Source organism: Citromicrobium bathyomarinum (assembly GCA_001306305.2).
Taxonomy (GTDB): Bacteria; Pseudomonadota; Alphaproteobacteria; order Sphingomonadales; family Sphingomonadaceae; genus Alteriqipengyuania; species Alteriqipengyuania bathyomarina.
Genome location: CP155577.1, coordinates 2,521,334 through 2,546,365 on the forward strand (window position 1 = coordinate 2,521,334; position 25,032 = coordinate 2,546,365).

Sequence of the window (25,032 nt, forward strand, 5' to 3'; positions counted from 1 at the left end):
GGAATTCGAGAAGCTCTCTCTCCTCTACCGCGCCGCTTTGCAGCGCAGCCATGCTGTAAGTTCATCGTTCCAGTCGGTGTCGCGTGAGGATGGTTTGCGAACGTGGATCGTCCGCCCTTCGCGGGCATAAGCAGCCAGGCCACGCGACGCGGCCAACTCGCCGCCAGCATCGTGATCGACGAAGAGGTGAAGCTCGGTCACGCTCTCAGGCACGCTGACGAGACCGAAGCGCTCATTGCCCAGGGTCGCCCAGACGGGAATGCCGATGAGAGCATAGGCCGACATCGCGCTCTCGACCCCCTCGGCAAGGCCAAGCTTGCCGGAAACTGGAGCGAAGAGACGAACAGCAGCTTCACCGAGCGCGCCGAGCGCGCGTTTCGGCTTTTCGAAAGCGGCCTTGCCTGAAGCCTCGGTAGAGAGGAACGTGCGGTGGATGGCGATCGGGCCCTCATCGAGGCTGACTGCCGCGATCATGGCAGGCAGAAAGCGGGTCCGTCCTTTCGGGCCAAGTGGCGTTCGCGGGTGAAAGCGAAGCGCCGGAGATGCGGCGAGGATGCCGCGACCTTCAAGATATTCCTTTGCCGGACTTGCACGCAGTGGCTGTGCATCGCGCCAGATCCTCAGCGCTGCCGCCGAGGGTTTGCGCGTTCTGGTCGGCTCGGGTTCGTCGGAGGTCGCTGAAGCTGAGAAAAGCGCTGGTGCCGCGAAACCTTCACGCTCCAAAGCTGCCAGGACGCTCTGCTGATTGCATCCCGCAAAGCAATGGAAGAGGATGGCTTGTCGACCGAGTGATACGCCGAGTGAAGGCGTGCGGTCATCATGCGCAGGGCAGCGGGAAATCCCCTTGTTGCCGGACCACTTGCCGCCTCGGCTTTCACAGATCTTGCGGGCGGTGTCCTCAAGCGAGGTCCGTGACACGGTAGAATTCGAAACAGGCATACTGGCTCCATCGCCGCATAATTGCCCCCTCCGAACGAGCCCCTCTCCTCTCGGATGATCCTTTAGAAAGCGCTTTCCTACACCCGCTCGTTCTATCTATGTTCTCTTTCAGATCGAGACAAGGTGAAAGGTAATCCCATGCGAATGTCTCTGGTGGCTTGCGGTTGCGCTGCGCTCGCGATTGCGATTTCGGGATCAGCGCGCGCGCAGGAGTTTCAGGTCTTCGACCATGATCTCGGCAAAGTTGAGGTTACAAGCGAGGATGGGCGCACTTTCAACCCGACTGCAATCTACTTTGGCAAGCCAGATGGCGGCGCGGCTCATGTCGATAGAAGGTTCAAGGAAGCTTTGTACGAGCCACTCATCCGGCAAGCTGAAGCGCGATACCAATTGCCACCGCGACTGCTGCAGGCTCTGGTTTGGCAGGAGTCACGTTTCAATCCGTTGGCGATCAGTCCGGCTGGCGCGGCCGGGCTCGCTCAACTGATGCCGGGAACGGCGAGGGAACTTGGTGTCAGCAATCGCCACGATCCAGCTCAGAACATCGATGGCGGCGCGCGGTATCTGAAGCAGATGCTAGAGCGCTTCGGTGCGATCCATCTCGCGCTGGCTGCCTACAACGCTGGACCCGGCGCCGTGTCGCGAGCCGGCGGGATACCGAAAAATCGGGAAACACTTGGATATGTGAAGAGCGTTATCGACCGATGGATGGCATACAGTTCGATATGACTACGAATCGGAAAAGGATCAGCGGACGGCTCGAGCACCTTTCTCGGGGAGCCGCAATTGTAACCGATGCCGGAGATCACTGGGTTCTAGAAGACTATGAACCCTCAAACGATGACTTCGGATTTGAAGTTACCGCAGAGGGTATCATCGTCGGGTTCGATCGCCTTCGCGTCGAATGGCTTGGTCAGGTGTCAGCTTAGGAACCGGTCAAGCAGCCCTCAAAACAGCAATGTTCTGCGCCTTGCCGCCGATGGAGTCGAGGAAGTCTGCCCAATCCTGCAGCATTGCACGCCGAGGAGCGAGATATTCGGCAGCATTGTATGCTCCGCGAACTTCGTTCTCTTCGTTGTGTGCCAATTGCAGTTCGACCCAGTCTTCATGATATCGGCGGATCCACATCGGTGGATCGCCGACCTCGACCAGCTGCTCATTCGCCCAGGTGCTCGCCAGACCCCTGAAGCCGTGAACAGTTTGTCGCCCGTGGTAACCGAGCCGATAGAGACCATAGATCATCGTATTCTCGGAAAGCGGCATCTTGGGCTTCTGGCCTGGAAAGACGTATTCGCCTTCGGACTTGTTGATCATGTCTTGAGCAAGAGAAGCGGCTTGTCGCGACAATGGCACGATATGCTCGCGGCCCATTTTCATACGATCAGCGCCAATGCGCCAAACTGGTGAATCTCCGACTAGATCTTCAAACTCGTGCTTCTTGGCGAACCGAAGTTCCTTTGTCCGGACCCATGTAAGAAGAGCAAAGGTCAATGCCGCCCGCGTAATTTCGGATCGTCTCTCACCCTCTTCCTGGTATCGCTCCATCTTGATGATGAGTTCGGGTAGCTGTGCCAGAGGCAGCTTCGCCATATGCTTCACCCGAGGACGTGGTTTCAAAGCCCCCCGAAGATGCGCCGTTGGATCGGAATCGCAAAGTCCGCTGGCAATCGCGAACTGGAATACCTGACCAATACATTGCTTGGCCCGTCGACTGATGTCGAGCGCGCCGCGCTCCTCGATCTTCCGAATGACCTTCAGGACTTCTGGTGGAGTTATCTCATGCATCATGAGCTCGCCTAAGACAGGAAGCACGTCCTGCCCCATCCGCGACCACACGCGCTTCGCATGGGCGGGATTGAGACTACTTGCTCTGTTCTCATGCCACATGGTGGCAATCGCCCTGAAGGTCTTAGCCTCTTCGAAGTCCCGACCCGGTTTGTGAACCATCGGGTCCCTGCCTTCGGCCAGCACACCCTTGGCAGCTCTCTTGAGTTCTCTTGCGGCCGCTATTCCGACTTCGGGGTAGGCACCGAAAGAAAGCAGCTTCTCTTTCCCGTGGCACCGGTATTTCAGCCGCCAGAGCTTCGAGCCGTTCTTTTGCACGAGGAGGAATAATCCCTCCCCATCCGCAAGCTTGTATGGACGCTCAGCCGCCTTCGCTTTTTTGATCTGAATCTCACTCAAGGCCATTGGGGGTATCGCTACTTTTCGCTACCCCCGGAAAATACCCCCAAAATACCCCCACACCAAATCCGGCTTCAAGCGAATGCATGCGCACGCAAGCGGACGCGAATCACTCACATCATTCTGTTTTAATTGAGTTTTACGGATGTATGCGGAAGCAAGCGAACCCATGCGGATTCGGGATTGGTAGCGGAGGAGGGACTCGAACCCCCGACACGCGGATTATGATTCCGCTGCTCTAACCACCTGAGCTACTCCGCCCCAATCTTGCCATACCAGGTAAGGCATGAGGCCTGCCGGAGCGGTTAGCTCGACGGCAGGCGGCGCTCTTAGGGCGCGGTTGCGCGGCGGTCAAGGCGCTGTGTTGATGCGCGATCAGGCGCGTGCCCTTCCCCGGAAATTGACGTCCTCCACCAACTCCCACGGACCACCCAGATAGCGGTGCAGGCCAAGGCCGCGAAAGGCGAAGTCGCGCGGTTCGACCTGCGGGGCAAGCTCGGCCTGCAGCGCCTTCGCCTGTCTGCTGGAGACCTTGTTCTGCACAGTCACATGGAGACGCTTGCCGCCCTGGTCCTGCTCGGTCAGCAGACCGTGGAAATGCTCTGCCAGCATCGTACGAAGGCGCAGCACGCCCTCGCTTTCGAGCCGGATGGCAGTGCCTCCGCCGAGCGACATTACCCCAACGATTCGGCCCTCCACAGGCGCAAATTCACTCGCCAGCTGACGCATGTGCTGGATCGCTTCGCCCTCGCAGAAGCCCGGCAATGCGTGAAACAGCGTTACGTGTGCGGCGAGGTAATTGCGCTCGGGGGGAAAATGCTCTCTCCGCAGCGCGGTTGCCCAGCCTTGCAGGTCTGCGGGCAATTGCGCGGTCAGGATCAGCGGGGAATCGCCCATCGAGCGCGGCTACATCTCGCCCCGTTCGCGGCGGAGCCTGTACCACTTGGCGACATTGGCGTTGTGCTCCTCCAGCGTAGAGGAGAACACGTGCCCGCCCGAACCATCGGCGACCATGAAGAGTGCGTCGGTTTCCGCCGGATTAAGTACCGCCGCGATCGCTTCGCGTCCCGGATTGGTGATCGGGCCGGTCGGCAGGCCAACTCTGGTGTAGGTGTTGTAGCCGTTCACCGCCGCGATCTCCGACTGGCGGATGCGGCGGCCCAGCGGCTTGCCCTTGGTGATCGGGTAGATGATCGTCGGATCGGCCTGCAGCAGCATCCCGTCCTTCACCCGGTTGGAATAGAGCCCGGCGACCATGCGCCGTTCTTCGGGGACGCCGGTTTCCTTCTCGACGATCGAGGCGAGCGTCACCGCATCTTCGATATTGTCGACCGCGATGTCCTTCGCGCGCCGCGGCCATGCTTCGGCGAGGTAATTGCGCATTGCCGCCTGCATCCTGGCGAGCACCGCCGCGCGATCTTCGCCACGCTCGAAATCATAGGTGTCGGGCAGCACGCTGCCTTCCTTGGGCACCGGGATTTCCCCGGTCAGCAGATCCTCTGCCATCAGCGTTTCGTAGACCAGGATCGAAGGGGTGCCTTCAGGAATGGTGACGAACCGGCGGATCACCTCGCCATGCTGCAGCGTGTCGAGGATCGTTGCAGGGCTGGCGGCACCCGGCATCAGGAACTCGCCAGCCTTGATCGGATCGTCGCCGCCCATGATCTTCGCCCGCAGGAGGAAGGCTTCATGGCTGCGAATCAGCCCCTCGTCTTCCAGCTGCTGGGCGACGCCCGTGAGGGTCGAGCCCGAGCGGACGATGAACGACGTATCCTGCTGCGTGGGGCCGGCACCATACCAGCCCCACGCGAACCAGCCTGCGCCGAGCGCGAGCGCAATCAGCACCAGCGCTGCGAGCGCGCGAAACATCAGTCGATCTTCCGCATCACGAGGCTGGCATTGGTGCCACCGAAGCCGAAGCTGTTGTTGAGCACGGCGTTCACTTCGCGCTTTTTGGCAGTGTGCGGCACCAGATCGACACCCTCGGTCCCCTCGTCGGGATCGTCGAGGTTGAGCGTGGGCGGCACGATCTGGTCGCGGATGGCGAGGATGCAGAAGATGCTCTCGACCGCGCCTGCGCCGCCGAGAAGGTGCCCGATGGCGGACTTGGTGCTCGACATCGAAGCACCGCCCAGATCGTCGCCGAAGACGCGCTTGGCCGCGGCGAGCTCGATCGTGTCAGCCATGGTCGAGGTGCCGTGGGCATTGATGTAATCGATATCGTCCGGCTCCAGTCCCGCCTTGCGCAGCGCCATCCGCATTGAGAGTTCCGCGCCCTTGCCTTCGGGGTGCGGCGCGGTGACGTGGTAGGCATCGCCCGACAGACCATAGCCGACCACCTCGGCGTAGATCTTCGCGCCGCGCGCCTTGGCGTGTTCGTATTCTTCCAGCACGACCACGCCCGCACCTTCGCCCAGCACGAAGCCTTCGCGATTGCGGTCATAGGGGCGGCTCGCCTGTTCGGGCCGGTCGTTGAACCCGGTGTTGAGCGCGCGCGCCTGCGCGAAGCCCGCAATGCCCAGCGGGTTGATGGTCGATTCCGAACCACCGGCCAGCATGATGTCCGCATCATCATCGCGAATCATGCGGGCCGCATCGCCGATCGAGTGCGCACCGGTCGAGCATGCGGTGACCACGGCGTGGTTGGGGCCCATCAGGCCGTAGCGGATCGAAACCTGCCCGCTGATGAGGTTGATGATACGCCCGTGGACGAAGTGCGGGCTGACCCGGCCCGGTCCACGCTCGTGCAGGTTGACCGATTCATATTCGATACCCGGCAGTCCGCCGATACCCGCACCGATGGAGACGCCGGCGCGTTCCTTGGTGGCCTGGTCCATTTCGGTAAGGTCCGCATCCTCGATCGCCTGGCCTGCCGCATCGAGCCCGTAGACGATGAAGGGGTCCACCTGGCGCTGGATCTTGGTGTCGACCCGCTTGTCGGGATCGAAGCCCCATTCGTGATCTTTGCCCTTCACCTCGCAGGCGATGGTCGCCTTCTGGTTGGAAGCGTCGAAGCGGGTGATCGGCCCCGCCCCGCTCTTGCCGGCAATAAGGTTCTTCCACGAGGTTTCGACATCGCCGCCCAGCGGGGTGACAAGGCCAAGACCGGTTACAACGACGCGGCGCATACTTATCTCCAAAAACAGCACAGGCCCGGCCCGCTAACCGGGTCGGGCCTGCAAATGGCGGCGGCAGTTAGCCGCCGCAAGAGCATCAAGGATTTAGCCCCGAAGGATTTAACCCTTGTGCTCTTCGATATACTTGGTCGCATCGCCGACCGTGCTGATCTTCTCAGCCGCATCGTCGGGGATTTCGACACCGAATTCTTCTTCGAACGCCATCACCAGCTCAACGATGTCGAGGCTGTCCGCGCCCAGATCATCGATGAAGCTCGCATCCTGCGTCACCTTGTCGGCTTCCACGCCCAGATGCTCGACAACGATCTTCTGTACGCGCTCGGCGGTATCGCTCATTACCTATGTCCTCTCGACATCTTGCTGTTGCTAATCGCCAACCGCCCTATCCAAGCCCTCGACCCCGCGCAAGGGGGGCAATCCCCTCTACGCGCCCCGTCATGTGAAAAACTCTGTTAGGCCCAAATCCTTGCGTGGTGCAAAGCCCGCCGTGATGTTATAGGCTGTTCATCAGGGTCGCACATTGAAGAAACGGGGGGCTGCGCTGGATCGCGTAGGGGCTCCCGTGTGATTTTTTGGATGGGAGCCTTAGAATTATGCGAAAGATTGTCATGGCCCTTGCGGCGGCCGCGATGCTGAGCGCGCCGGTGGCGGAAGCAAGCGCGCAGAGCAGGTCGTCGGGAGCGCAGAACCGCGACGGCACCACGCGCGGCGCCTCTTCGGGACGCAAGGAGCAGGAGCGCGGCCAGCAGCAGATTCCGCGTTGCAGCCGCAATCTCGGCACGATCGCGATCGTCGAGCCCGACGATCAGTGGTGGCGCGAATACAACCTCGGCAGCCCCGAAGCCATTCTGCGCCTTTTCGTCCAGCGTTCGGGCTGCTTCACGATGGTCAACCGCGGCCGCTCGATGCAGAGCCGCGCAATGGAACGCGCGCTGGCGGACCAGGGCGAGCTGCAGGAAGGCTCCAACCTCGGCCGCGGCCAGGTTCAGGTGGCCGACTATTTCCTCCAGCCGGATATCGTTTCGGGTAACTCCAACTCGGGCGGCAGCGCGGTGACCGGCATTCTGGGCGGTCTGCTGGGCGGCGCGATCGGCGGCATCGTCGGCGGGATCAATATCAAGAAGAAAGAGGCCAACGTCACGCTGGTGGTCGTCAATTCGCGCACCACGGTCGAGGAAGCGCTGGTCGAAGGTTATGCCCGCAAGACCGACCTCGGCTGGGCTGCCGGCGGTGGCGCAGGCTGGTGGGGCGGTCTCGCCGGTGCGGGTGGCGGCAGCTACCAGAACACGCAGATCGGTCAGGTGATCGTGCTCGCCTATCTCGACGCATACACCAAGCTGGTCGATGAGATGGGCGGCCTGCCCTACGACGCGGCAGAGGATGCGCCGCTCGCGCAGTAAGCCGGGTCCAAGATGACGAAAGAAGAGGCGGCTCGCACCGATGCGGGCCGCCTCTTTCTGTTTGTAGCTGCGGCAGGCCAGCCGGCTTTCGCCAATCAGTCGCCGTAGTGGATCGCCAGTTGCCGCTCGGCCTCCTGCCGTGCCCGAATCCGGTCGAGCCCCTCACCGGCATTCGACTTGGAGGGGTCCGCCTTGATTGCGCGGCGATAATATTCCTGCGCGCGGTCGAAATCGCCCCCGGCTTCCGCGCATAGTCCGATATTGAACAGCAGCGAGACATGCTCGCCGATGGTCGGCTCCAGCGCGGCGAAGGCATCGCATGCCATTTCCTCGTCGCGCTTGGTCATCGCGATCGCGTCACGGAACGCGCGGCCGGGCTCCTTATCCATGCCCTTGCGCGTTTCGAGCACGCGGATGTCTTCCGCACGCTGCTGGGGTGCGAGCGCGTAGCGCAGCCTCGCGGCAATCTCGTCCAGCACCTCGTCGACCATCGGGTCGATCGCCGGCTCGCTCTCGTCGGCGCAATAGCGCACCTGACGCTGGGACTCCGCATCATCGTCGTGGATCAGCGCGCCGTCATACGAGTACAGACGGATCGTCGGCCTGACCGACAGCGTGAGCTGCTCGCAGGGAACCTTCTCCTTGCGCTTTTCGAGGCACTTGTTCTTGTCGTCGCGCTTGACGCAGGTCTCCACCTCGTTGGGCGAGGCGCGGTAGACATCGACGTCGGTTGCCACGCTGCCACTCAGCACCGCGTCGCCATCGCGCATCACGCTTGCCGGGGCGACGCGAAAATAGGGTTCGCCATCGATCGACGCGCTGCGCAGTGCGTCGGCGGCCTTGATGGAAAGCGTGGGACCGTCGATCCCGCCGAACTGCTCGATCCCGATCGACTGCACTTCGGCAGCATCGCCATTATGCGCCGGGTACACCCCGACGACCCGCAATGTCTCCGCCGAAACCGGCATGGCAAGCGTGCCCAGGCCAAGCCCGACCACGACCATCTTCAAAGTCCGCATGAGTTCCCCTCCTCACCAGCTTCGCCCGAACCTTACAGGCATCGGGCGAAGCGGCAAGATGGGGAGTAACCCGGCCTCGTCAGGCGTCGCCGGCGCGATCGACCCGGGTTGCTTCGGGCGCGTCCGGTTTCGGCTGCTCGACCGTGCGGATCGAAAGCTCGCGCAGCTGCTTGGGGCTAACGATCGACGGCGCGCCCATCATTAGGTCCTGCGCGCGCTGGTTCATCGGGAAGGCGATGACTTCGCGGATGTTGGGCTCGTCGGCCAGCAGCATCACGATCCGGTCGATCCCCGGCGCCGAGCCACCATGCGGCGGTGCGCCCAGCTTGAACGCTTCGATCATGCCGCTGAAGTTCGCGTCGACGTCTTCCTTGGAATAGCCCGCCACCTCGAACGCCTTGTACATGATGTCCGGACGGTGGTTCCGGATCGCGCCGCTGGACAGCTCGTAGCCATTGCAGACGATATCGTACTGCCACGCCTTGATCTCCAGCGGGTCCTGGTTCTCCAGCGCGTCCATCTCGCCCTGCGGCATCGAGAACGGGTTGTGGCTGAAATCGATGCGCTTCTGATCTTCGTCGTATTCGAACATCGGGAAGTCGACGATCCAGCAGAACTTGAAGCAGCCCTGTTCGATCAGTTCGAGCTGCTCGCCAACGCGCGTGCGCGCGGCACCCGCCAGCTTCTCGGCTTCCTTGGGCTTGCCTGCCGCGAAGAACAGACCATCATTTTCGCCCAGGCCCAGCTCGTCATAGAGCTTGGCCATTTCTTCGGGCCCGTGGTTCTTGGCGATCGGCCCACCGAACTCGCCGCCCTTGCGGGTGACGTAGCCTAGGCCCGAATAGCCTTCGCGCCGCGCCCAGTCGTTCATTTCGTCGAAGAACTTGCGGCTCTTCTCATTGGTGTTCGGTGCGGGGATCGCGCGCACGATGCCGCCACCGCCGACGATCTTCTCGAAGATACCGAAGCCGCTCTTCTCGAAGTGGTGCGTCACGTCGGTGATGATGATCGGGTTGCGCAGGTCGGGCTTGTCGCTGCCGTACTTGAGCATCGCCTCTGCATAAGGAATGCGCGGGAACTCGCCTGCGGGCGTCACGCTCTTACCGCCCGAGAATTCCTCGAACACGCCAGCCAGCACCGGCTCGATCGCCTGGAAGACGTCTTCCTGCGTCACGAAGCTCATCTCGAAGTCGAGCTGGTAGAATTCGGGGCTGCGGTCGGCACGAAGGTCTTCGTCGCGGAAGCATGGCGCGATCTGGAAATAGCGGTCGAAGCCGGCGACCATCAGCAGCTGCTTGAACATCTGCGGCGCCTGCGGAAGCGCGTAGAAGCGGCCCGGATGCAGGCGGCTCGGCACCAGATAGTCGCGCGCGCCTTCAGGCGACGATGCGCCGAGGATCGGGGTCTGGAATTCGGAGAAGCCTTGGTCGATCATCCGGCGGCGCAGGCTCGTGATGACCTTGTTGCGCAGCATGATGTTGTTGTGCACCCGCTCGCGCCGCAGGTCGACGAAGCGATATTTGAGGCGGATATCCTCGGGGTATTCCTGCTCGCCTGCGACCGGCAGAGGCAGTTCTTCCGCCATCGACTGGACGGTGGCGGATTTGGCGAAGACCTCGATATCGCCGGTCGGCAGGTTGGCGTTGCGCGTTTCCTGCGACCGCGCCTTCACCACGCCGTCGATCGTGATGACGCTCTCGGACTTGAGCGAATCCAGCAGGCTCAGCGCCTCGCTATCCTCGTCCGCGACGATCTGGGTGATACCGTAGTGGTCGCGCAGGTCGATGAACAGGACACCGCCATGGTCGCGCTTGCGGTGGACCCAGCCGGACAGGCGAACGGTCTCGCCGACATTGCTTTCGCGAAGCTGTGCGCAAGTATGGGTGCGATAGGCGTGCATTGTGGAACTTTCCGGTTCGGGGATTAGGCGCTAGGGGCGTGCCGAAGCTGGACGGCGAAAACCCTGAAAGCTTGCGCGCGCTAACACGCGAATGGCCCGGTTTTGTCAAGCCGGGCGCGCTCGATTGGAGGGGCCACGACGGCCCGAGGGCGGCACTCCGCCCGGCAGAGAAAGATCAAATATGAAAATCCACGACCTGATCACGACCACCGATGCACTGGCCGACCTGTGCGATCGGCTCGGCAAAGGCGACTTCGTCTGCGTCGATACCGAGTTCATGCGGGAAAACACCTATTGGCCCGAGCTGTGCCTGGTCCAGATCGGCGACGAGCACGAGGCTGCGGCGATCGACCCGCTGGCCGACGGGATCGACCTCAAACCCCTGCTCGACCTGCTGACCGAGAATGAGGATGTGCTGAAGATCTTCCACGCAGGCAGCCAGGATGTGGAGATTTTCTACAACCTCACCGGCAAGACCCCGCACCCGATCTTCGACACACAGATCGCGATGATGGCGATCAGCCAGTCCGAACAGATCGGCTATGCCAATCTGGTCGAACACTGGCTCGACAAGACGATCGACAAGGGCGCGCGCTTTACCGACTGGAGCCGGCGCCCGCTGACCGACCGCCAGCTGGAATACGCGATCGGCGACGTGACCTACCTCGCCAAGATCTTTCCCCGCATCCTCAAGAAGCTGATGAAGACCGATCGCGGCATGTGGCTCAACGCCGAGATGGAAAAGCTCGCCGATCCGGAGAATTACGCCATCGAGCCCGACAAGGCGTGGAAGCGCATCCGCGCGCAGGGCCGCAACGCACAGGTGCTCGGACGCCTGAAGGCCGTTGCCGCATGGCGCGAGGGAGAGGCGCAGCACAAGAATATCCCGCGCGGACGGATCATGCGCGACGAAACGCTGGCCGACATTGCTTCCCATCCGCCCAAGAAGCAGGCCGACCTTGCCAAGGTGCGCGGCCTCTCCAACGCGTGGAAGGACAACGAGATCGGCAACCGCCTGATGGACGTGCTGGAGAACGCCGAGCCGCTGCCCGACAGCGAGATGCCCGCGCGCAATAGTCGCGGCGCCCCGCTGGGCAAGGAAGGCGCGCTGGTCGCCGACCTGCTCAAACTGCTGCTGAAGATCCGCGCACGCGAAATCGACGTCGCTCCGCGCCTGCTGACCCGCTCGGGCGAACTGGAGCAGCTGGCCGCAGGCGTGCGCGATCTGCCGATTCTTGAAGGCTGGCGGCGCGAGGTGTTCGGCCGCGATGCGCTCGACCTGGTCGAAGGCAAGCTCGCCTTCGCGGTCGAGAAGAGCAAGCTGAAGATGACCCATATCGACGATGTCGAGGACTAGCCCGGAATGAGCACATACCTGCCGACGATCCGTCAGCTGCAATATCTGGTCGCGCTGCACGAGCATGGCCATTTTGGCCGCGCGGCGGATGCGAGCTTCGTCTCGCAATCGACCCTGTCGGCAGGCATCCGTGAGCTGGAGACACTGCTCGGCGTCACTCTGGTGGAGCGCAGCCGGCGAGTGGTCCGCTTCACCCCGCTTGGCCAGCAGGTGGTCGAGAAAGCGCACGCACTCCTCAGGCAGGCGGAAGACCTGTCGGACCTGGTGCGCGCCGCTGGCCAGCCACTTACCGGCACACTGCGGATGAGCGTGATCCCGACGATCGCGCCGTTCATGCTGCCGCGCATCCTGCCACGCCTGCGCCGCGAACGGCCCGAGCTGGAGCTGTTCCTGCGCGAGGAGACCAGCAGCGACGCGGTAGAATCGCTCCACCACGGGCGGGTCGACTGCGTGCTGCTCGCCCTCCCCTTCCCCACCGGCGAGGTGGAGCAGGAGATCATTGGCGAAGATCGCTTCTACGTCGCCTATCCCGGTGACGAGCCGCGCGATCTGCCCGAGGAAATCCGGCCCGAGACGATCGAGGACGGGCGGCTGCTGCTGCTGGAAGACGGGCATTGCCTGAAGGAACACGCGCTGGCCGCGTGCAACCGGCCCGAATTGCGCGCCGCGACCAGCATGATCGGCACGAGTCTCCACACGCTGGTGCAGATGGTCGACAACGGTCTGGGGGTCACCATGCTGCCCGAGATGGCGCTGGAGGCGGGCATTCTTAAGGGCACGAACGTAATCGCGCGCCCGCTCGATGCGCCTGCTGCGGCGCGCGACATCGCCCTGATCTGGCGAAAGAACAGCCCTAGAGAGAATGACTTCCGCCTGCTGGCCGATGAATTACGGGCCGGCTGATCGACCGGCCGGCGGACCCTGAATGCCCGAAAAGTCCAGAAAAACCGTGACTGGCGCGGGGCTTTTATGGCAGGTGTTCGATCCGTCGGTGATCGGCAGGCGTTAAAAATAGAGATTTGGGGCGGGTCGCAGCGCACCAGGATCACCGCACATCCGGACCACAGCAATCGGGGCGGGCGTACGGGATGACGGCAATGTGGAAAGGTTCAGGGGCGAAGCCGCCCCTGGCAGCGCGGATCAACCCGCGCTGGTCCGACGAGGAAATTCCGCGCAACGTCGTCGCCGATCTGGCCATGCGCCCCAGACTGCATCCCCACGTCATCACCTTTGCGAACGAAAAGGGCGGCGTCGGCAAGTCGACCCTGGCCTTCCATGTCGCAGTCGCGCTCGCCCATGTTGGCCAGCAGGTCGTCGCGGTCGATCTCGACCGGCGCCAGCGCACGCTCGAACGCGGGCTGACCTATCGCGAAGGCACTGCCAACAATCTTGGCATCAGGCTACCGTCACCACAGTTCGCCGTGCTCGAACAGCCGAGCACGGCGTCGCTTTTTCAGACCATCAACCGATTGGGTGGCGATGCGGATTTCGTGATTCTAGACGCCGCCGGATCCGACTCGGCGATCTTTCGCCGGGCCGTCGCGCTTGCCGACACGCTGGTGACGCCGGTCAACGCGTCGTTCCTGGATCTCGAACTGCTCGGGCATCTCAACCCGGTCAGCGGGGTTCCCGAACGGGCTGGCTGCTTCGGCCAGACGGTCGCCTCACTGCGCGAAGAGCGATTGACGCAGGAAATGGGCCCGATCGAGTGGATCGTGGTCAAGAACCGCGTGCGCAGCGCAGAAAAGCGCCACATAAGCAGAGTCGACGACGCGCTGGAACGGCTCTCGATCGCGCATGATTTCCGGATCGGTCAGGGCCTGACGGAGAGGGTGGCGTTTCGTGAACTGTTCCAGTTCGGCCTGACCCATCTCGACCTCGGGCTGATACCCGACATGATCAGGCCGCAGGAATCGAGCCGCAAGGAGATTGCGAGCCTGCTCGACGATCTCAACCTGTCGTTCGACAAGCGGGACCGCACGTCTGTCAGCAACCGACCCGCAGCGCGCGTGCTGCGCCGGACGCGGCAGGATTTCCGCGCCGCGATCAGCAACGCACTATAGCCTAGGCAGCGCGCGATTGCCCGCCTGCCAGGTGAATCCGGTTACGTCCGCTTCGCTTCGCACAATAAAGCGCCTGATCCGCAGCAGCGAGAGCCTCGCGCGGATCGGCGCACTGCAGCACATCGGCTATGCCGCCTGAAAAGGTCACCATGCCGAACGGCTTTTCGGTACGCCGATTGACCATTCGCCGCGATGCAAGCGCTTCGCGCGCTTCATCAAGCTGAGCGAGTGCCTCTTGTGGCTCCACGCCCCTGAAGAGCAGAACGAATTCCTCGCCCCCATGCCGCGCGATGTAGCAATCCTTCGCGCAAAGACTCGACAGCGTCTCGGCAATCTCGCGAATGATGCGGTCGCCCGCTTCGTGGCCGTGTGTGTCGTTGATCGCCTTGAACTGGTCGATGTCGCAAAAGGCCACGCTCAGAGGCTCGCCCGTGTCCTGCGCCTCGAGATAAGATGTTTCCAGAACTTCTTCGAAGGCCCGGCGATTGGGCAGCCCTGTGAGATAATCGACCTGCGCATCGTGCCGAGCGCGGTCCAGATTCTTACGCAGCTTGGCCGTTTCGCGCTCGCTCGCTTTCAACTCTTCCTCGGTCTGGCGCGACCGCGCGATCATCGCCTCCGCAAAATTCGAGAGCGTGGAGATCAGCTCTGCGGTGTCGCAAGGCCCCTGCAGGTCATCGACCCGCCGCTCAAGCTCGTCGCCATAGTCGGAGGTCGCCCGGCGCATCGACGTGGACGTGCGCGACAGCTCGTCGATCCCGCGCTCCATATCCTTCGCCAGGTCCTCTATCGATTTCTTGCCAGCAAAAGGGTCGACTGCGGTCACCTCTTCGAGCCATGTCTGGGTGATCGGTTCGCCCTGTTCGCGACGCCACTCGATCCTGCGTGCCAGCCGTGGATTGATGCCCGAACAGGCTTCATGCGCCGCAAGCAGGTTGGACGGAGTGACCTCAAGATCACTCTCGATCAGGAAGCTGCTGATCTCGTCCAGCAACCGACGACGCGCACGCGGATCGATCTGCGCAGATGCCGGCATTTCGGAGTTTTCTGCCACCAGACGCGGCCACCGCAGGCGCGGCAGCCCGATTCGCTGCAACAAGGTCGCTACAGGTTGGTTCGCCTCTATCGTAGGGTTCGTCGCCATGCCCCTTTATGGCGCGAAGAAGCTTTAATCGATGCTAACCGCACGAAGAATTTTTACCCGTTTTGGAACGGTCCCTTAGACAAAACCGAAAGAAGTCGGGCTGTGAGTCGCACAATTTCTTGCGTGCGAATCAGGTATCCATGTGGCGCAGCCCGACGCGCAGGTAATCGTAGCCGGTCACACAGGTCAGGACTGCAGCAACCCACAAGGCGCCCAGCCCGGCCCACCGGATCGGTTCGATCTCGTGGAACACGCCGGCCAGGATCAGCGTGCCCAGCGCGATCAGTTGCAGCGTGGTCTTCCACTTGGCGAGCTTGCTGACCGGGACCGAAACCTGAATTCCGCCGAGAAATTCGCGCAGACCCGACACGATAATCTCGCGCATCAGAATGATAAGCCCCGCAATAACGTGGGCGTCGCCGACGATCGGCCCCGTGAGCCCGCCTTTGGCGGTCAGGATCAGGATTACCGCCGCAACCATGATCTTGTCCGCGATCGGGTCCAGAAACTGGCCCAGCTTGGACACGGTCCCCTGCGAACGGGCGAGCATGCCGTCGAAATAATCGGTTATCGCCGCTGCGCAGTACAGCACGAAGCCCAGCGCATACCCGAGTTGCCAGTCCGGCCACCACAGGAACAGGACGAGCAAGGGCACGGCGAGAATCCGTGACAGGGTGAGCAGGTTGGGAAGTGTCAGCATCTCTTGGTGAATGCCCCTAGTCGATGCAGGCTCCCAGAAAAAGCGTCATCACCCTTTGCGCATGCCGCTGGCCTGTTCTAACGCGGCGCAGGCAAGTGGTGCGGCCAAGCGCGCCGGAGTGGATTTATGACGACGTTGAGATTGCTGCGACGGCGGCGCTTTCTGCCGCTGTTCTGCACACAGCTGCTCAACGCTTTCAACGACAATCTCTACAAGACCGCGATGGTCCTGTTCGTGGTTTACGCCGTTTACAGCGACCCCGAGACGGAAACCGTCTTCAGCGCGATCGCGACCGGGCTGTTCATCGGGCCGTTCATCCTGGTGTCCGCGATCGCCGGTCAGCTGGCGGACATGCGCGACAAGGCGAAGATCATCCGCACGGTCAAGCTGTGCGAGATCGGCATCATGACCATCGGCGCAGCCGGGCTTTTCCTGGCCTGGCAGGATACGCTGGTGCACAGCGTGGCGGTGCCCCTGATGCTGTTCGCGCTGTTTCTGGCAGGGCTGCAATCGACCTTCCTCGGGCCGATCAAATACGCGATCCTGCCCCAGCATCTGCGCAAGACCGAGGTGCTGGCAGGCACCGGCCTGGTCGAGGCTGGCACCTATGTTGCGATACTGTTCGGCACGATCATCGCAGGCTGGATTCCGGTGGAGGCAGCGATGGTGGCGATCATCATGACCGCGCTGGTCGGCTACGCGATGAGCCGCCAGATCCCCGCCGCCCCGGCGCTGGGCGAGATCGAGCCGATCGACTGGAACATCCTGCGCTCTTCCATCGCGCTTATCCGCTCGGTCCGGAAAGACCGGGTCGTCTGGCTGGCCACGCTTTCGATCAGCGTGTTCTGGATGGTCGGCGCGATCCTGTTCATCCAGTTCCCTCCGCTGGTGAAGAACGTGATCCACGCCAACAAGGAAGTCGCGACGCTGTTCATCGTGATGTTCTCGATCGGGATCGCAATCGGATCGGTGGTGATCAATCACCTGCTGAAGGGCGAGGTTTCGGCCCGCCATGCCCCCGCAGGGGTGGTGGCGATGGGCTTCTTCCTCGTCCTCTTTTACGTGTTCGTGCGCCAGTGGCCGACCGGCCTCGAAGGCCCCTTCCTGACGGTGCCCGAGTTCCTGACCTATCCATTGGCGTGGGTCTTGATGATCAACCTGCTGATGATCTCGGTCGCCGGGGGCATCTTCGTGGTGCCGCTCTATGCCTTCCTGACCACGCGGGTTGCAGGCAACATGGCATCGCGCACCATCGCTGCGACCAATGTGATCAGTTCCAGCTACATGGTGTTCGGATCGGTGCTGGCCCTGGTTATGACCTATCTGGGCATATCGATTGCAGAACAGCTGCTGGCCAGTGTGGCGCTATGCCTGATTACCTGCTGGATGGCCCGCAAGCTCCACGCCGAGGAGCATCTCCCGAGCGTCCACCTCGACTAGAAGATGAACATCAGCGCGCCGGCAAGGCACACGACATAGGCACCGAGAAAGCCGGCCCAGTCGCTTCGCCCGAAGGACCAGCGCGTGCGCCGTACCATCAGGTCGCGCCGCAGATCGGGCCGCACGGGCAGCGAAGCGCGAAAGGGATGCCGCGCGGATTCGTTGGTCAGAACAAGCGAACGTCTCATGCGAAGGAGGCTTAACCTTTTGGTAAGGATTGGCGAGCGGCCCCTCCCACCCGTCCGCAGGTGGGACACTGCCCGCGTTGGAGCGTTAACGCGCCGGACGATTGCCCACCGCCGCAGCGCGCTCTAGACGCGGGCGGATGGCTGACCACAAAACTCCGCAGGCTGCGCGCCTGCTCGTCGATTGCCTTGCTGCGCAGGGTTGCGATCGCATCTTCACCGTCCCGGGCGAGAGTTTTCTCCCGGTGCTCGACGCGCTGGTCGACGTACCGCAGATCAATGTGACGACCTGCCGGCAGGAAGGCGGCGCGGCGTTCATGGCCTGTGCCGACGGCGCGATGAATGCTGCGGGATCGGGGCGGCCCGGCGTTGCCTTCGTCACCCGCGGGCCGGGCGCGACCAATGCCAGCATCGGGGTGCATGTCGCCATGCAGGACAGCCAGCCGATGATCCTGTTCATCGGCGACGTCGGGCGCGACATGCGCGATCGCGAGGGCTTTCAGGAGATCGACTTTCCCGCCTTCTTTGCGCCGATCTCCAAGTGGAGCGCGCGGATCGACCGGGCAGACCGGATTCCCGAATATATCGCGCGTGCCTATGCCACCGCGATCTCCGGGCGGCCCGGCCCGGTGGTGCTCGCCCTGCCCGAAGACATGCTTTACGACGCGACCGAAGCGCTTCCCCGGGCGGCCGTGACGCGTCCCGCACAGGCGCCGTGCCCCGATGCAATGCAGGCTATGATGGCGCTGATCGGCGATGCCGCCGCGCCGCTCGCGATCATCGGCGGGGCGGGCTGGAACGCAAAATCCCGCGAGTATTTCCAGCTGTTTGCCGAGCGGCTGGGCCTGCCGGTGGCGACGGCGTTCAGGCGGCAGGATGCGATTTCGCCGTCCTCTCCCGTCTATGCGGGGAACCTGGGCTATGGCCCGAACCCCAAGCTGGTCGAGCGGGTCAAGGCGGCCGACCTGCTGCTGGTGGTCGGCGCGCGGCTGGGCGAGGCAACCACCGACGGCTACCGCATCCCGCCGCTGGGGGACAAGGAGCGCACCTTGATCCACGTCCATCCCGACCCCGCGGGAATCGGCAGCGTCTACCCTGCCGACCTCTCCATCTGCGCCAGCATGGACGAATTTGCAGAGAGCGCGGCGCTATGGGCGGGCGAGGATCCGCTGCCATTCGACGCGGGTGCACAAGCGCACCAGGAATGGGCCGAGTGGGCCACAGCGACACCGAGCGACAGCTACCCGCTCGACCTCGCGGCGTGCGTGCAGTTCATGCGCGACACGCTGCCCGCCGACACGATAATCTGCAACGGCGCGGGCAATTTCGCCGGCTGGTGGCACCGCTACTGGCGTTACGAGGGCTATCCCAGCCAGCTTGCGCCGACCTGCGGCGCGATGGGCTATGGTGTACCCGCGGCGGTCGCGGCGGCGCAGCGTTTTCCGGAGCGAACCGTGGTCGCCGTGGCGGGCGATGGCGATTTCCTGATGAACGGACAGGAACTGGCAAGCGCGGCGCAGGCGGGCTGCGATCTTTTGGCGATCGTGGTCGATAACAGCGGCTACGGCACGATCCGGATGCATCAGGAACGCGAGTTTCCCGAACGGATTTCGGCCACCCACCTGGTCAATCCAGACTTCGCAGCCTTCGCCGCGAGTTTCGGCGCCTGGAGCGCGACTGCCTCCACCACCGGCGAATTCGAGGATGCCCTGATCGAGGCGAAGGGACGCAAGGGACTGCGGCTGATCCACGCCAAGATCGACATCGAACAGCTCGCTGCAAGCGGCGCGACCGTCAGCGGTCTGCGCGCAAAGGCCTGACGCGACGAAAAAGGGGCGGCGCCGCAATGGCACCACCCCTTTTTTCACTTCACCGCGTGACGATCAGATATCGTCGCCCATCGCGCCCTGGACTTCGCCCTTGGCCTGCTGGGCCTTGCCCTTCACTTCCTGACCGCGGCCTTCGGCGCGCGTTTCGGGATCGTTGGACTGCTTCTTGGCCTTGCCAATCGCTTCGTTGACGTTCCCTTCGACCTTGCTCTTCAGTTCACCCATCATCGTTCTCCATTTCGTGCGTCGGCATCATCGCCGATGTAATAAAGAAACAGAGAAACAGGGGCTTACGTTCCCTTTAATAGTGCCGAATGCGCCAAAGCGAGTGCCACTTGCGACCAGAGCTTCGTAACGCTCCACCTATCATAGTTTCGGAACCAATGGCGGCTGTCGGAATGAGCGGAAAGCGCCTCAGACCCCGGCCATTGAAAGGATCAGCGACCATTCGTCTGGCATCACCTCGGCCACCGACAGGCGCGAGAGCTTGACCAGCTGCATATCCGCCAACTGGGGCTCCGCCTTGACCTGTTTCAGGGTCACGACGTTGGGCAGCTTGGTCTTCGGCTTCACGCGCACCGCAGCCCACTTGCCCGTCTCGTCGGTCGGGTCGGTCATGTGGGCCTCGACGATCTCGACGATGCCGACGATCTCGCGTCCGATATTGGAGTGGTAGAAGAACGCTTGGTCGCCCACCTCCATCGCGGCAAGATTGTTCTTCGCCTGATGGCTGCGGACACCATCCCACACGCCGGTGCCTTCCTTTTCCAGATCGTCCCACCCGTAAACGTCGGGTTCCGATTTCATCAGCCAGTAGCGCAATGTCTGCTCCCTTGAATCTGTGGCGTCCTCTGGGAGAACGCGTGATCGTGCCTAGGGTCCATGGCACGCCTGCGACAATCGGTGCGACTTTCGCACGGCGCATTTACCCGATTTTCAAGACCTGCTGCCAAAAGTGAGTCGACTCGGACGGGAAACCCCATTCTCAGGATGAAGATTGCCACGCCTCATGGGTGACAAGGTCAACGATCTGCCCCGCCTCGACAAGGCGCAGCGCGACGTGGTGATGCTGGGCATCGCCACGGCAGCCATTATCCTGTTCGTCGGCATCGGCGGCACGGTGATGCCGCAGGTTGCCCGGCACTGGCTCGACAGCAGCGCCGCACCGCCCGACACTGCACTGGTCAATGCCCTGCTCCTCAATATCGCGCTGATCATCTTCGGATGGCGTCGCTATGTCGATCTGCGCAACGAGATCGAGCAGCGCCGCGAGGCCGAAGAACAGGCGCGACACCTTTCGCAGATCGACCCTCTCACCGGTTGCCTCAACCGCCGCTGCGCGACCGAGAAAATGATGAACGCCCTCGCCGCGATTGGCGACACGCAGTACGCTGCTGGTTTTGTGATGATCGATCTCGATGGCTTTAAGGAGATCAACGACACCAATGGTCACCAGGCCGGCGACGAGGTGCTGCTGGAAGTCTCCCGCAGGCTCAAGTCGATGACGCCGCCCGGCGGGGACTGTGCGCGCCTGGGTGGCGACGAATTTGCGTTCATCATGCCGCTGGTAAAGGATGATCCCGACAGTCTGGAACTGTGGGCATGCGAGATGACCGGCAATATTGCCAGGCCGATCGATACCGAGGTCGGTTCGTTGGAGGTGACCATCTCGGTAGGTATAGCGGTTCACCGGCCCGAAGAGCCGATCGAGAATTTGGAAACGGCGGCGCGCAAACTGATGCGTCGCGCCGACCTCGCAATGTATCAGGCCAAGAAGGAAGGCCGGAACCGGTTCTGCTGGTTCGATCTTTCGATGGAGGCCGAGGCGCGGATTAGACGCGAGATGGAAACGGCGATTCGCGCCGGGCTCGAACGCGGCGAGTTCACCCCTCATTACGAACAGCAGATCGACCTTGAGACCGGGCAACTGGTCGGCTTCGAAATGCTCGCCCGCTGGCATTCGGCGGAACTGGGCGAAGTCAGCCCGGATATCTTTATTCCGATCGCCGAAAATTGCGGCCTGATCGGCCCGCTGTCCGAAATGCTGATACGCCGCGCGCTGATCGACGCCCAGAGCTGGAGCCCCAGCCTGACCCTGTCGATCAATATCTCTCCGGTCCAGCTGCGCGATCCTTGGCTGCCGCAGAAATTGCTGAAGCTGCTGCTGGGCAGCGATTTTCCGCCCCACCGGCTGGACGTGGAGATTTCCGAAGCCTGCCTGCAGGAAAATCTCGGCGCGGTGCAGACGATGATCGTCAGCCTCAAGAACCTGGGCGTGCGTGTCAGCCTCGACGATTTCGGAACCGGCTTTTCCACCCTCACCCAGCTGCGCACCCTGCCCTTCGACCGGGTCAAGATCGACAAGAGTTTCGTCGGCGAGCTGCGCCGCGTGGCGCAGGCCTCGCCTGAGCTGATGCACAATCGCGAGCAACAGGACCATATCGTCAACACGCTCGTCTCGCTGGGCCAGGGCCTCCAAATCCCCATCACCGCCGAGGGGATCGAAGATGCCTCGATCCTCGAAACCCTGCGCGGCATGGGCGAGATGAAGGGCCAGGGCTATCTCTACGGCAAGCCGGAAGATGCGGCCGCGGTGGTCAAGCGGCTGGGCGAGCTCGACCTGCTTGCCAAAAACGCGGTGGCAACCGGTGCGCAGCCCGCTCCCGATCCCGATCACCGAAAGAGCGCCTGAGCCTCACGCGGCGCACGCCTCGCATTATACGCGCACGGCCTTTACGCGGGGGCCACCCCGCCATAAGTGCGCAGAACTATGCGCCTTCCCTTCATCAAGATGCACGGTCTGGGCAATGATTTCGTGATCCTCGACGGGCGCGAGATCGACCTGCCCTCACTCGACACCGCGCAGATCCGCGCGCTGGCGGACCGGCATCGCGGGATCGGCTTCGACCAGCTGATCGTGCTCGGCCCGTCGGACGAGGCGGACCTCGCGATGCGGATCCACAATGCCGACGGCGGCGAGGTGGAGGCATGCGGCAACGCGACCCGCGCGGTCGCGGTCCTGCATGGCCAGCCCGCCAGCATCGCCACCGCCGGCGGCACGCTGCGCGTGCGGCCGGGCGAGAACATGGCCGAAGCCGCGATGGGCCGCGCGCGGTTCCACTGGCAGGACATCCCGCTCGCCTACGCGATGGACACGCGTGAGATGCCGCTGGGCTGGGACATGCTCGAACGGCCGAGCGCGGTGAATGTCGGCAATCCGCACATCGTGTTCTTCGTCGACGACGCGCGCGCCGTGCCGCTGGAGACGCTGGGCCCGGAGATCGAGACCGACCCGCTGTTTCCCGAACGGATCAACGTCAATGTCGCGCAGATCCTGTCGCGCAAGGCGATCCGGCTGCGTGTGTGGGAACGCGGTGCCGGGCTCACGCTGGCGTGCGGCACCGGGGCCTGCGCCACCGCGACCGTCGCCTATCGCCAAGGGCTGGTCGATGCCGAGGTCGAGGTGACTCTGCCCGGCGGCACGCTGACCATCCGCCACGACGAGGAAGGCGGCATCCACATGGCCGGCCCTGCCAGCGAAGCGTTTCGCGGCACCTTCGAGCTGGACGATTATTCTTGAGCGAAACCCGTGTCATATCGCTCGGCTGCCGCCTCAACCACGCCGAGAGCGAGCGGATCGCCGCGCTGGTGGAGGCGCAGCCCGATCTGGTGGTGGTCAATTCCTGCTCGGTCACGCGCGAGGCGGTGCGCCATACGCGGCAGGCGATCCGGCGTGCGCGCAAGGCGCATCCGGCAGCGCGCCTGCTGGTGACCGGCTGCGCCGCAGAGACCGAGCGCGAGGCGCTGGGCGCGATGGACGAGGTCGACGGGTTCGTTGCCAATCAAGCCAAGCTCGACGCGCGCAGCTGGAACGTTCCCGAGCCGCGCGTTGCACTGCGCCAGCAGGGCACCCGCGCCTTCGTCGGCGTGCAGAACGGCTGCGACCATGCCTGCACCTTCTGCAGCATCCCGGCGGGCCGTGGCACCAGCCGGTCGGACGAAATCGCCACCGTGCTGCGCGCGGTCGAAGCGCGGCTGATCGAGGGCACGCAGGAAGTGGTGCTGACCGGGGTCGATCTGACCTCTTGGGGCCATGATCTGCCGGGAGAGCCACGACTCGGCGCGCTGGTCTCTGCAATTCTGAATGAATTCCCGCAATTGCCGCGCCTGCGCCTGTCCTCGGTCGACGGGATCGAGATCGACGACGCGCTATTCGATCTGATCGCAGGCGAGCCGCGGGTGATGCCGCATCTGCACCTCTCGCTCCAGCATGGCAGCGACCTGATCCTCAAGCGGATGAAGCGGCGGCACCTGCGCGGTGACGCGGTCGATCTGGTTGCGCGGCTGAAGGCGCGGCGGCCCGAGATCGCGATCGGCGCGGATCTGATCGCCGGCTTCCCGACCGAGACCGACGCGCATCATGCGGACAATCTCTCGATCATTGCCGAATGCGGGATCGTCCACGGACATATCTTTCCCTACTCGCCGCGCGCGGGGACGCCTGCCGCGCGGATGCCGCAGGTCGACGTCGCCACGATCAAGGCGCGCGCTGCCGAATTGCGTACCGCCGTGCGACGCACCCGCGATGGCTGGCTCGCCAGCCTGATCGGCCAGCGCCACACAGTGCTCGCCGAAAAGGACGGCAGCGGTTACACCCCGCACTTCGCACGCGTCGCCTTGCCCGAAGGCACCGCGCCGGGCACCATCGCCTCCATTACCCCCACCCGGATCATCGAAGGGATGCTCGCATGAGCGAACAGAGCTCCTCCAGCTGGAGCGACCGCCTGCTCGGCGGCTTTCGCAAGACCTCCGACCGCCTGAGCGAGAATATCGCGCCCGTCAGCCAGACGCGGGGCAACACCCGGCTGGACGACGCCACGCTCGACGAGATCGAGGATGCGCTGATCATGTCAGACCTCGGCCCCGAAGCCGCTGGCCGCGTGCGCGAGGCGCTGCGCGAACAGCGCTTCGGTGCGGAGATTACCGAACGCCAGCTGCGCGAGGCGGTGGCGGACGAAATCGCCGCGATCCTGCGCCCGGTCGCCAAGCCGCTGGAGGTCACCGCCTTCCCGCGCCCGCAGGTGATCCTGGTGATCGGCGTCAACGGCAGCGGCAAGACCACCACCATCGCCAAGCTTGCGCACCTCTTCATGGAAGACGATTACGAGGTCATGCTGGCGGCGGGCGACACCTTCCGCGCAGCCGCCATCGGCCAGCTGCAGACCTGGGCGGACCGCGTCGGCGTGCCGCTGGTGCGCGGGCCCGAGGGCGGCGACCCCGCCTCGATCGTGTTCGACGCGGTCAAGCGCGGGACCGATGAAGGCACCGACGCGCTGATCGTCGACACCGCCGGCCGGTTGCAGAACAAGCGCGAGCTGATGGATGAGCTGGCCAAGATCCGCAAAGTCCTCGGCCGCCTCAACCCCGAGGCGCCGCACGATGTCGTGCTGGTGCTCGATGCGACCAATGGCCAGAATGCGCTCAGCCAGATCGACGTGTTTCAGGAGGTCGCAGGCGTCACCGGGCTGATCATGACCAAGCTGGACGGCACCGCACGCGGTGGCATCCTTGTGGCGGCGGCGCAAAAATACGGTCTGCCGATCCACGCCATCGGCGTGGGCGAACAGCTCGACGACCTGCGCCCGTTCGACCCCGATCTGGTCGCGCGCGTCATCGCAGGGGTGGCCTGACAGGTCGTCATTGCGATTCGCTTTTGCGACCGACCTGGAGCATGG

25 protein-coding genes and 1 tRNA gene are annotated in these 25,032 nt (G+C 63.3%); 12 read left to right on the forward strand and 14 right to left on the reverse strand.

The annotated features are described in order from the left end of the window. Positions 1-24: 24 nt before the first annotated feature. A complete protein-coding gene (locus VO57_012615; GenBank protein XBL68971.1) occupies positions 25-939 on the reverse strand; it encodes a toprim domain-containing protein in 915 nt (304 codons plus the stop codon). Positions 940-1,083: 144 nt separating this feature from the next. On the opposite strand from VO57_012615, the gene VO57_012620 reads away from it, so the two are divergent. Continuing rightward, entirely contained in the window at positions 1,084-1,668 is a 585-nt protein-coding gene (locus VO57_012620; GenBank protein XBL71337.1) for a lytic transglycosylase domain-containing protein, read from the forward strand. Further along, the gene (locus VO57_012625) at positions 1,665-1,868 is read left to right on the forward strand and encodes a DUF5818 domain-containing protein (protein ID XBL71338.1); all 204 of its coding nucleotides are present in this window, start codon (positions 1,665-1,667) and stop codon (positions 1,866-1,868) included. The genes VO57_012620 and VO57_012625 overlap by 4 nt, the downstream gene beginning before the upstream one ends. Before the next feature lie 7 nt (positions 1,869-1,875). Here VO57_012625 and VO57_012630 read toward each other — a convergent pair whose 3' ends face one another. The 6 genes from VO57_012630 to VO57_012655 form a co-directional block, all read right to left on the reverse strand. Continuing rightward, entirely contained in the window at positions 1,876-3,129 is a 1,254-nt protein-coding gene (locus VO57_012630; GenBank protein ID XBL68972.1) for an integrase arm-type DNA-binding domain-containing protein, read from the reverse strand. 178 nt (positions 3,130-3,307) lie between these two features. After that, positions 3,308-3,384: transfer RNA gene (locus VO57_012635), tRNA-Met, on the reverse strand. 114 nt (positions 3,385-3,498) lie between these two features. After that, the gene (locus VO57_012640) at positions 3,499-4,020 is read right to left on the reverse strand and encodes a 2'-5' RNA ligase family protein (GenBank protein ID XBL68973.1); all 522 of its coding nucleotides are present in this window, start codon (positions 4,018-4,020) and stop codon (positions 3,499-3,501) included. 9 nt (positions 4,021-4,029) lie between these two features. Next, positions 4,030-4,992, reverse strand: coding sequence for an endolytic transglycosylase MltG (gene mltG / locus VO57_012645; protein XBL68974.1), 963 nt, complete (start codon positions 4,990-4,992; stop codon positions 4,030-4,032). Then, on the reverse strand, positions 4,992-6,251 hold the full coding sequence (gene fabF, locus VO57_012650) for a beta-ketoacyl-ACP synthase II (protein ID XBL68975.1): 1,260 nt from the start codon (positions 6,249-6,251) through the stop codon (positions 4,992-4,994). The genes mltG and fabF overlap by 1 nt, the downstream gene beginning before the upstream one ends. Positions 6,252-6,359: 108 nt before the next feature. Beyond that, positions 6,360-6,596 (reverse strand): acyl carrier protein, encoded by a 237-nt coding sequence (locus VO57_012655; protein XBL68976.1) that lies wholly within the window; start codon positions 6,594-6,596, stop codon positions 6,360-6,362. A 272-nt stretch (positions 6,597-6,868) separates the two neighbouring features. On the opposite strand from VO57_012655, the gene VO57_012660 reads away from it, so the two are divergent. Then, positions 6,869-7,660 (forward strand): CsgG/HfaB family protein, encoded by a 792-nt coding sequence (locus VO57_012660; protein ID XBL68977.1) that lies wholly within the window; start codon positions 6,869-6,871, stop codon positions 7,658-7,660. Between the two features lie 95 nt (positions 7,661-7,755). On the opposite strand, the gene VO57_012665 is transcribed toward VO57_012660, so the two are convergent. Both VO57_012665 and aspS read right to left on the reverse strand, forming a co-directional pair. Beyond that, the gene (locus tag VO57_012665) at positions 7,756-8,679 is read right to left on the reverse strand and encodes a tetratricopeptide repeat protein (protein XBL68978.1); all 924 of its coding nucleotides are present in this window, start codon (positions 8,677-8,679) and stop codon (positions 7,756-7,758) included. 79 nt (positions 8,680-8,758) lie between these two features. After that, positions 8,759-10,579, reverse strand: a complete 1,821-nt coding sequence (gene aspS / locus VO57_012670; protein XBL68979.1) for an aspartate--tRNA ligase — start codon at positions 10,577-10,579, stop codon at positions 8,759-8,761. A 181-nt stretch (positions 10,580-10,760) separates the two neighbouring features. On the opposite strand from aspS, the gene rnd reads away from it, so the two are divergent. From rnd to VO57_012685, 3 genes are all read left to right on the forward strand, one after another. Next, entirely contained in the window at positions 10,761-11,936 is a 1,176-nt protein-coding gene (gene rnd, locus VO57_012675) for a ribonuclease D (GenBank protein XBL68980.1), read from the forward strand. 6 nt (positions 11,937-11,942) lie between these two features. Beyond that, positions 11,943-12,839, forward strand: a complete 897-nt coding sequence (locus VO57_012680) for a hydrogen peroxide-inducible genes activator (protein XBL68981.1) — start codon at positions 11,943-11,945, stop codon at positions 12,837-12,839. A gap of 194 nt (positions 12,840-13,033) precedes the next feature. Next, complete coding sequence (locus tag VO57_012685) at positions 13,034-13,999, forward strand: division plane positioning ATPase MipZ (protein ID XBL68982.1); 966 nt, start codon at positions 13,034-13,036, stop codon at positions 13,997-13,999. Between the two features lies 1 nt (position 14,000). Here VO57_012685 and VO57_012690 read toward each other — a convergent pair whose 3' ends face one another. Next, entirely contained in the window at positions 14,001-15,035 is a 1,035-nt protein-coding gene (locus VO57_012690) for a GGDEF domain-containing protein (GenBank protein XBL68983.1), read from the reverse strand. A 238-nt stretch (positions 15,036-15,273) separates the two neighbouring features. Further along, the gene (gene pgsA / locus VO57_012695) at positions 15,274-15,843 is read right to left on the reverse strand and encodes a CDP-diacylglycerol--glycerol-3-phosphate 3-phosphatidyltransferase (GenBank protein ID XBL68984.1); all 570 of its coding nucleotides are present in this window, start codon (positions 15,841-15,843) and stop codon (positions 15,274-15,276) included. Positions 15,844-15,969: 126 nt separating this feature from the next. On the opposite strand from pgsA, the gene VO57_012700 reads away from it, so the two are divergent. Continuing rightward, positions 15,970-17,283: an MFS transporter gene (locus tag VO57_012700; GenBank protein XBL68985.1), complete on the forward strand. Its 1,314-nt coding sequence runs from the start codon at positions 15,970-15,972 to the stop codon at positions 17,281-17,283. Here the strand turns inward: VO57_012700 and VO57_012705 are convergent. Next, positions 17,280-17,471: a hypothetical protein gene (locus VO57_012705; protein XBL68986.1), complete on the reverse strand. Its 192-nt coding sequence runs from the start codon at positions 17,469-17,471 to the stop codon at positions 17,280-17,282. The genes VO57_012700 and VO57_012705 overlap by 4 nt on opposite strands. Positions 17,472-17,608: 137 nt before the next feature. Here VO57_012705 and VO57_012710 point away from each other — a divergent pair, with 137 nt between their 5' ends. Next, positions 17,609-19,288 (forward strand): thiamine pyrophosphate-dependent enzyme, encoded by a 1,680-nt coding sequence (locus VO57_012710; GenBank protein XBL68987.1) that lies wholly within the window; start codon positions 17,609-17,611, stop codon positions 19,286-19,288. 63 nt (positions 19,289-19,351) lie between these two features. On the opposite strand, the gene VO57_012715 is transcribed toward VO57_012710, so the two are convergent. Beyond that, on the reverse strand, positions 19,352-19,522 hold the full coding sequence (locus tag VO57_012715) for a CsbD family protein (GenBank protein ID XBL68988.1): 171 nt from the start codon (positions 19,520-19,522) through the stop codon (positions 19,352-19,354). A 189-nt stretch (positions 19,523-19,711) separates the two neighbouring features. Beyond that, positions 19,712-20,104 (reverse strand): EVE domain-containing protein, encoded by a 393-nt coding sequence (locus VO57_012720; protein XBL68989.1) that lies wholly within the window; start codon positions 20,102-20,104, stop codon positions 19,712-19,714. 202 nt (positions 20,105-20,306) lie between these two features. On the opposite strand from VO57_012720, the gene VO57_012725 reads away from it, so the two are divergent. The 4 genes from VO57_012725 (at position 20,307) to ftsY (ending at position 24,987) form a co-directional block, all read left to right on the forward strand. After that, a complete protein-coding gene (locus VO57_012725) occupies positions 20,307-21,989 on the forward strand; it encodes an EAL domain-containing protein (protein XBL68990.1) in 1,683 nt (560 codons plus the stop codon). Positions 21,990-22,067: 78 nt separating this feature from the next. Next, entirely contained in the window at positions 22,068-22,877 is an 810-nt protein-coding gene (dapF, locus tag VO57_012730; GenBank protein XBL68991.1) for a diaminopimelate epimerase, read from the forward strand. Continuing rightward, on the forward strand, positions 22,874-24,049 hold the full coding sequence (locus tag VO57_012735; GenBank protein ID XBL68992.1) for a MiaB/RimO family radical SAM methylthiotransferase: 1,176 nt from the start codon (positions 22,874-22,876) through the stop codon (positions 24,047-24,049). Before dapF ends, VO57_012735 begins: the two co-directional genes overlap by 4 nt. Continuing rightward, positions 24,046-24,987, forward strand: coding sequence for a signal recognition particle-docking protein FtsY (ftsY, locus tag VO57_012740; protein XBL68993.1), 942 nt, complete (start codon positions 24,046-24,048; stop codon positions 24,985-24,987). The genes VO57_012735 and ftsY overlap by 4 nt, the downstream gene beginning before the upstream one ends. The last annotated feature ends 45 nt before the right edge of the window (positions 24,988-25,032 follow it).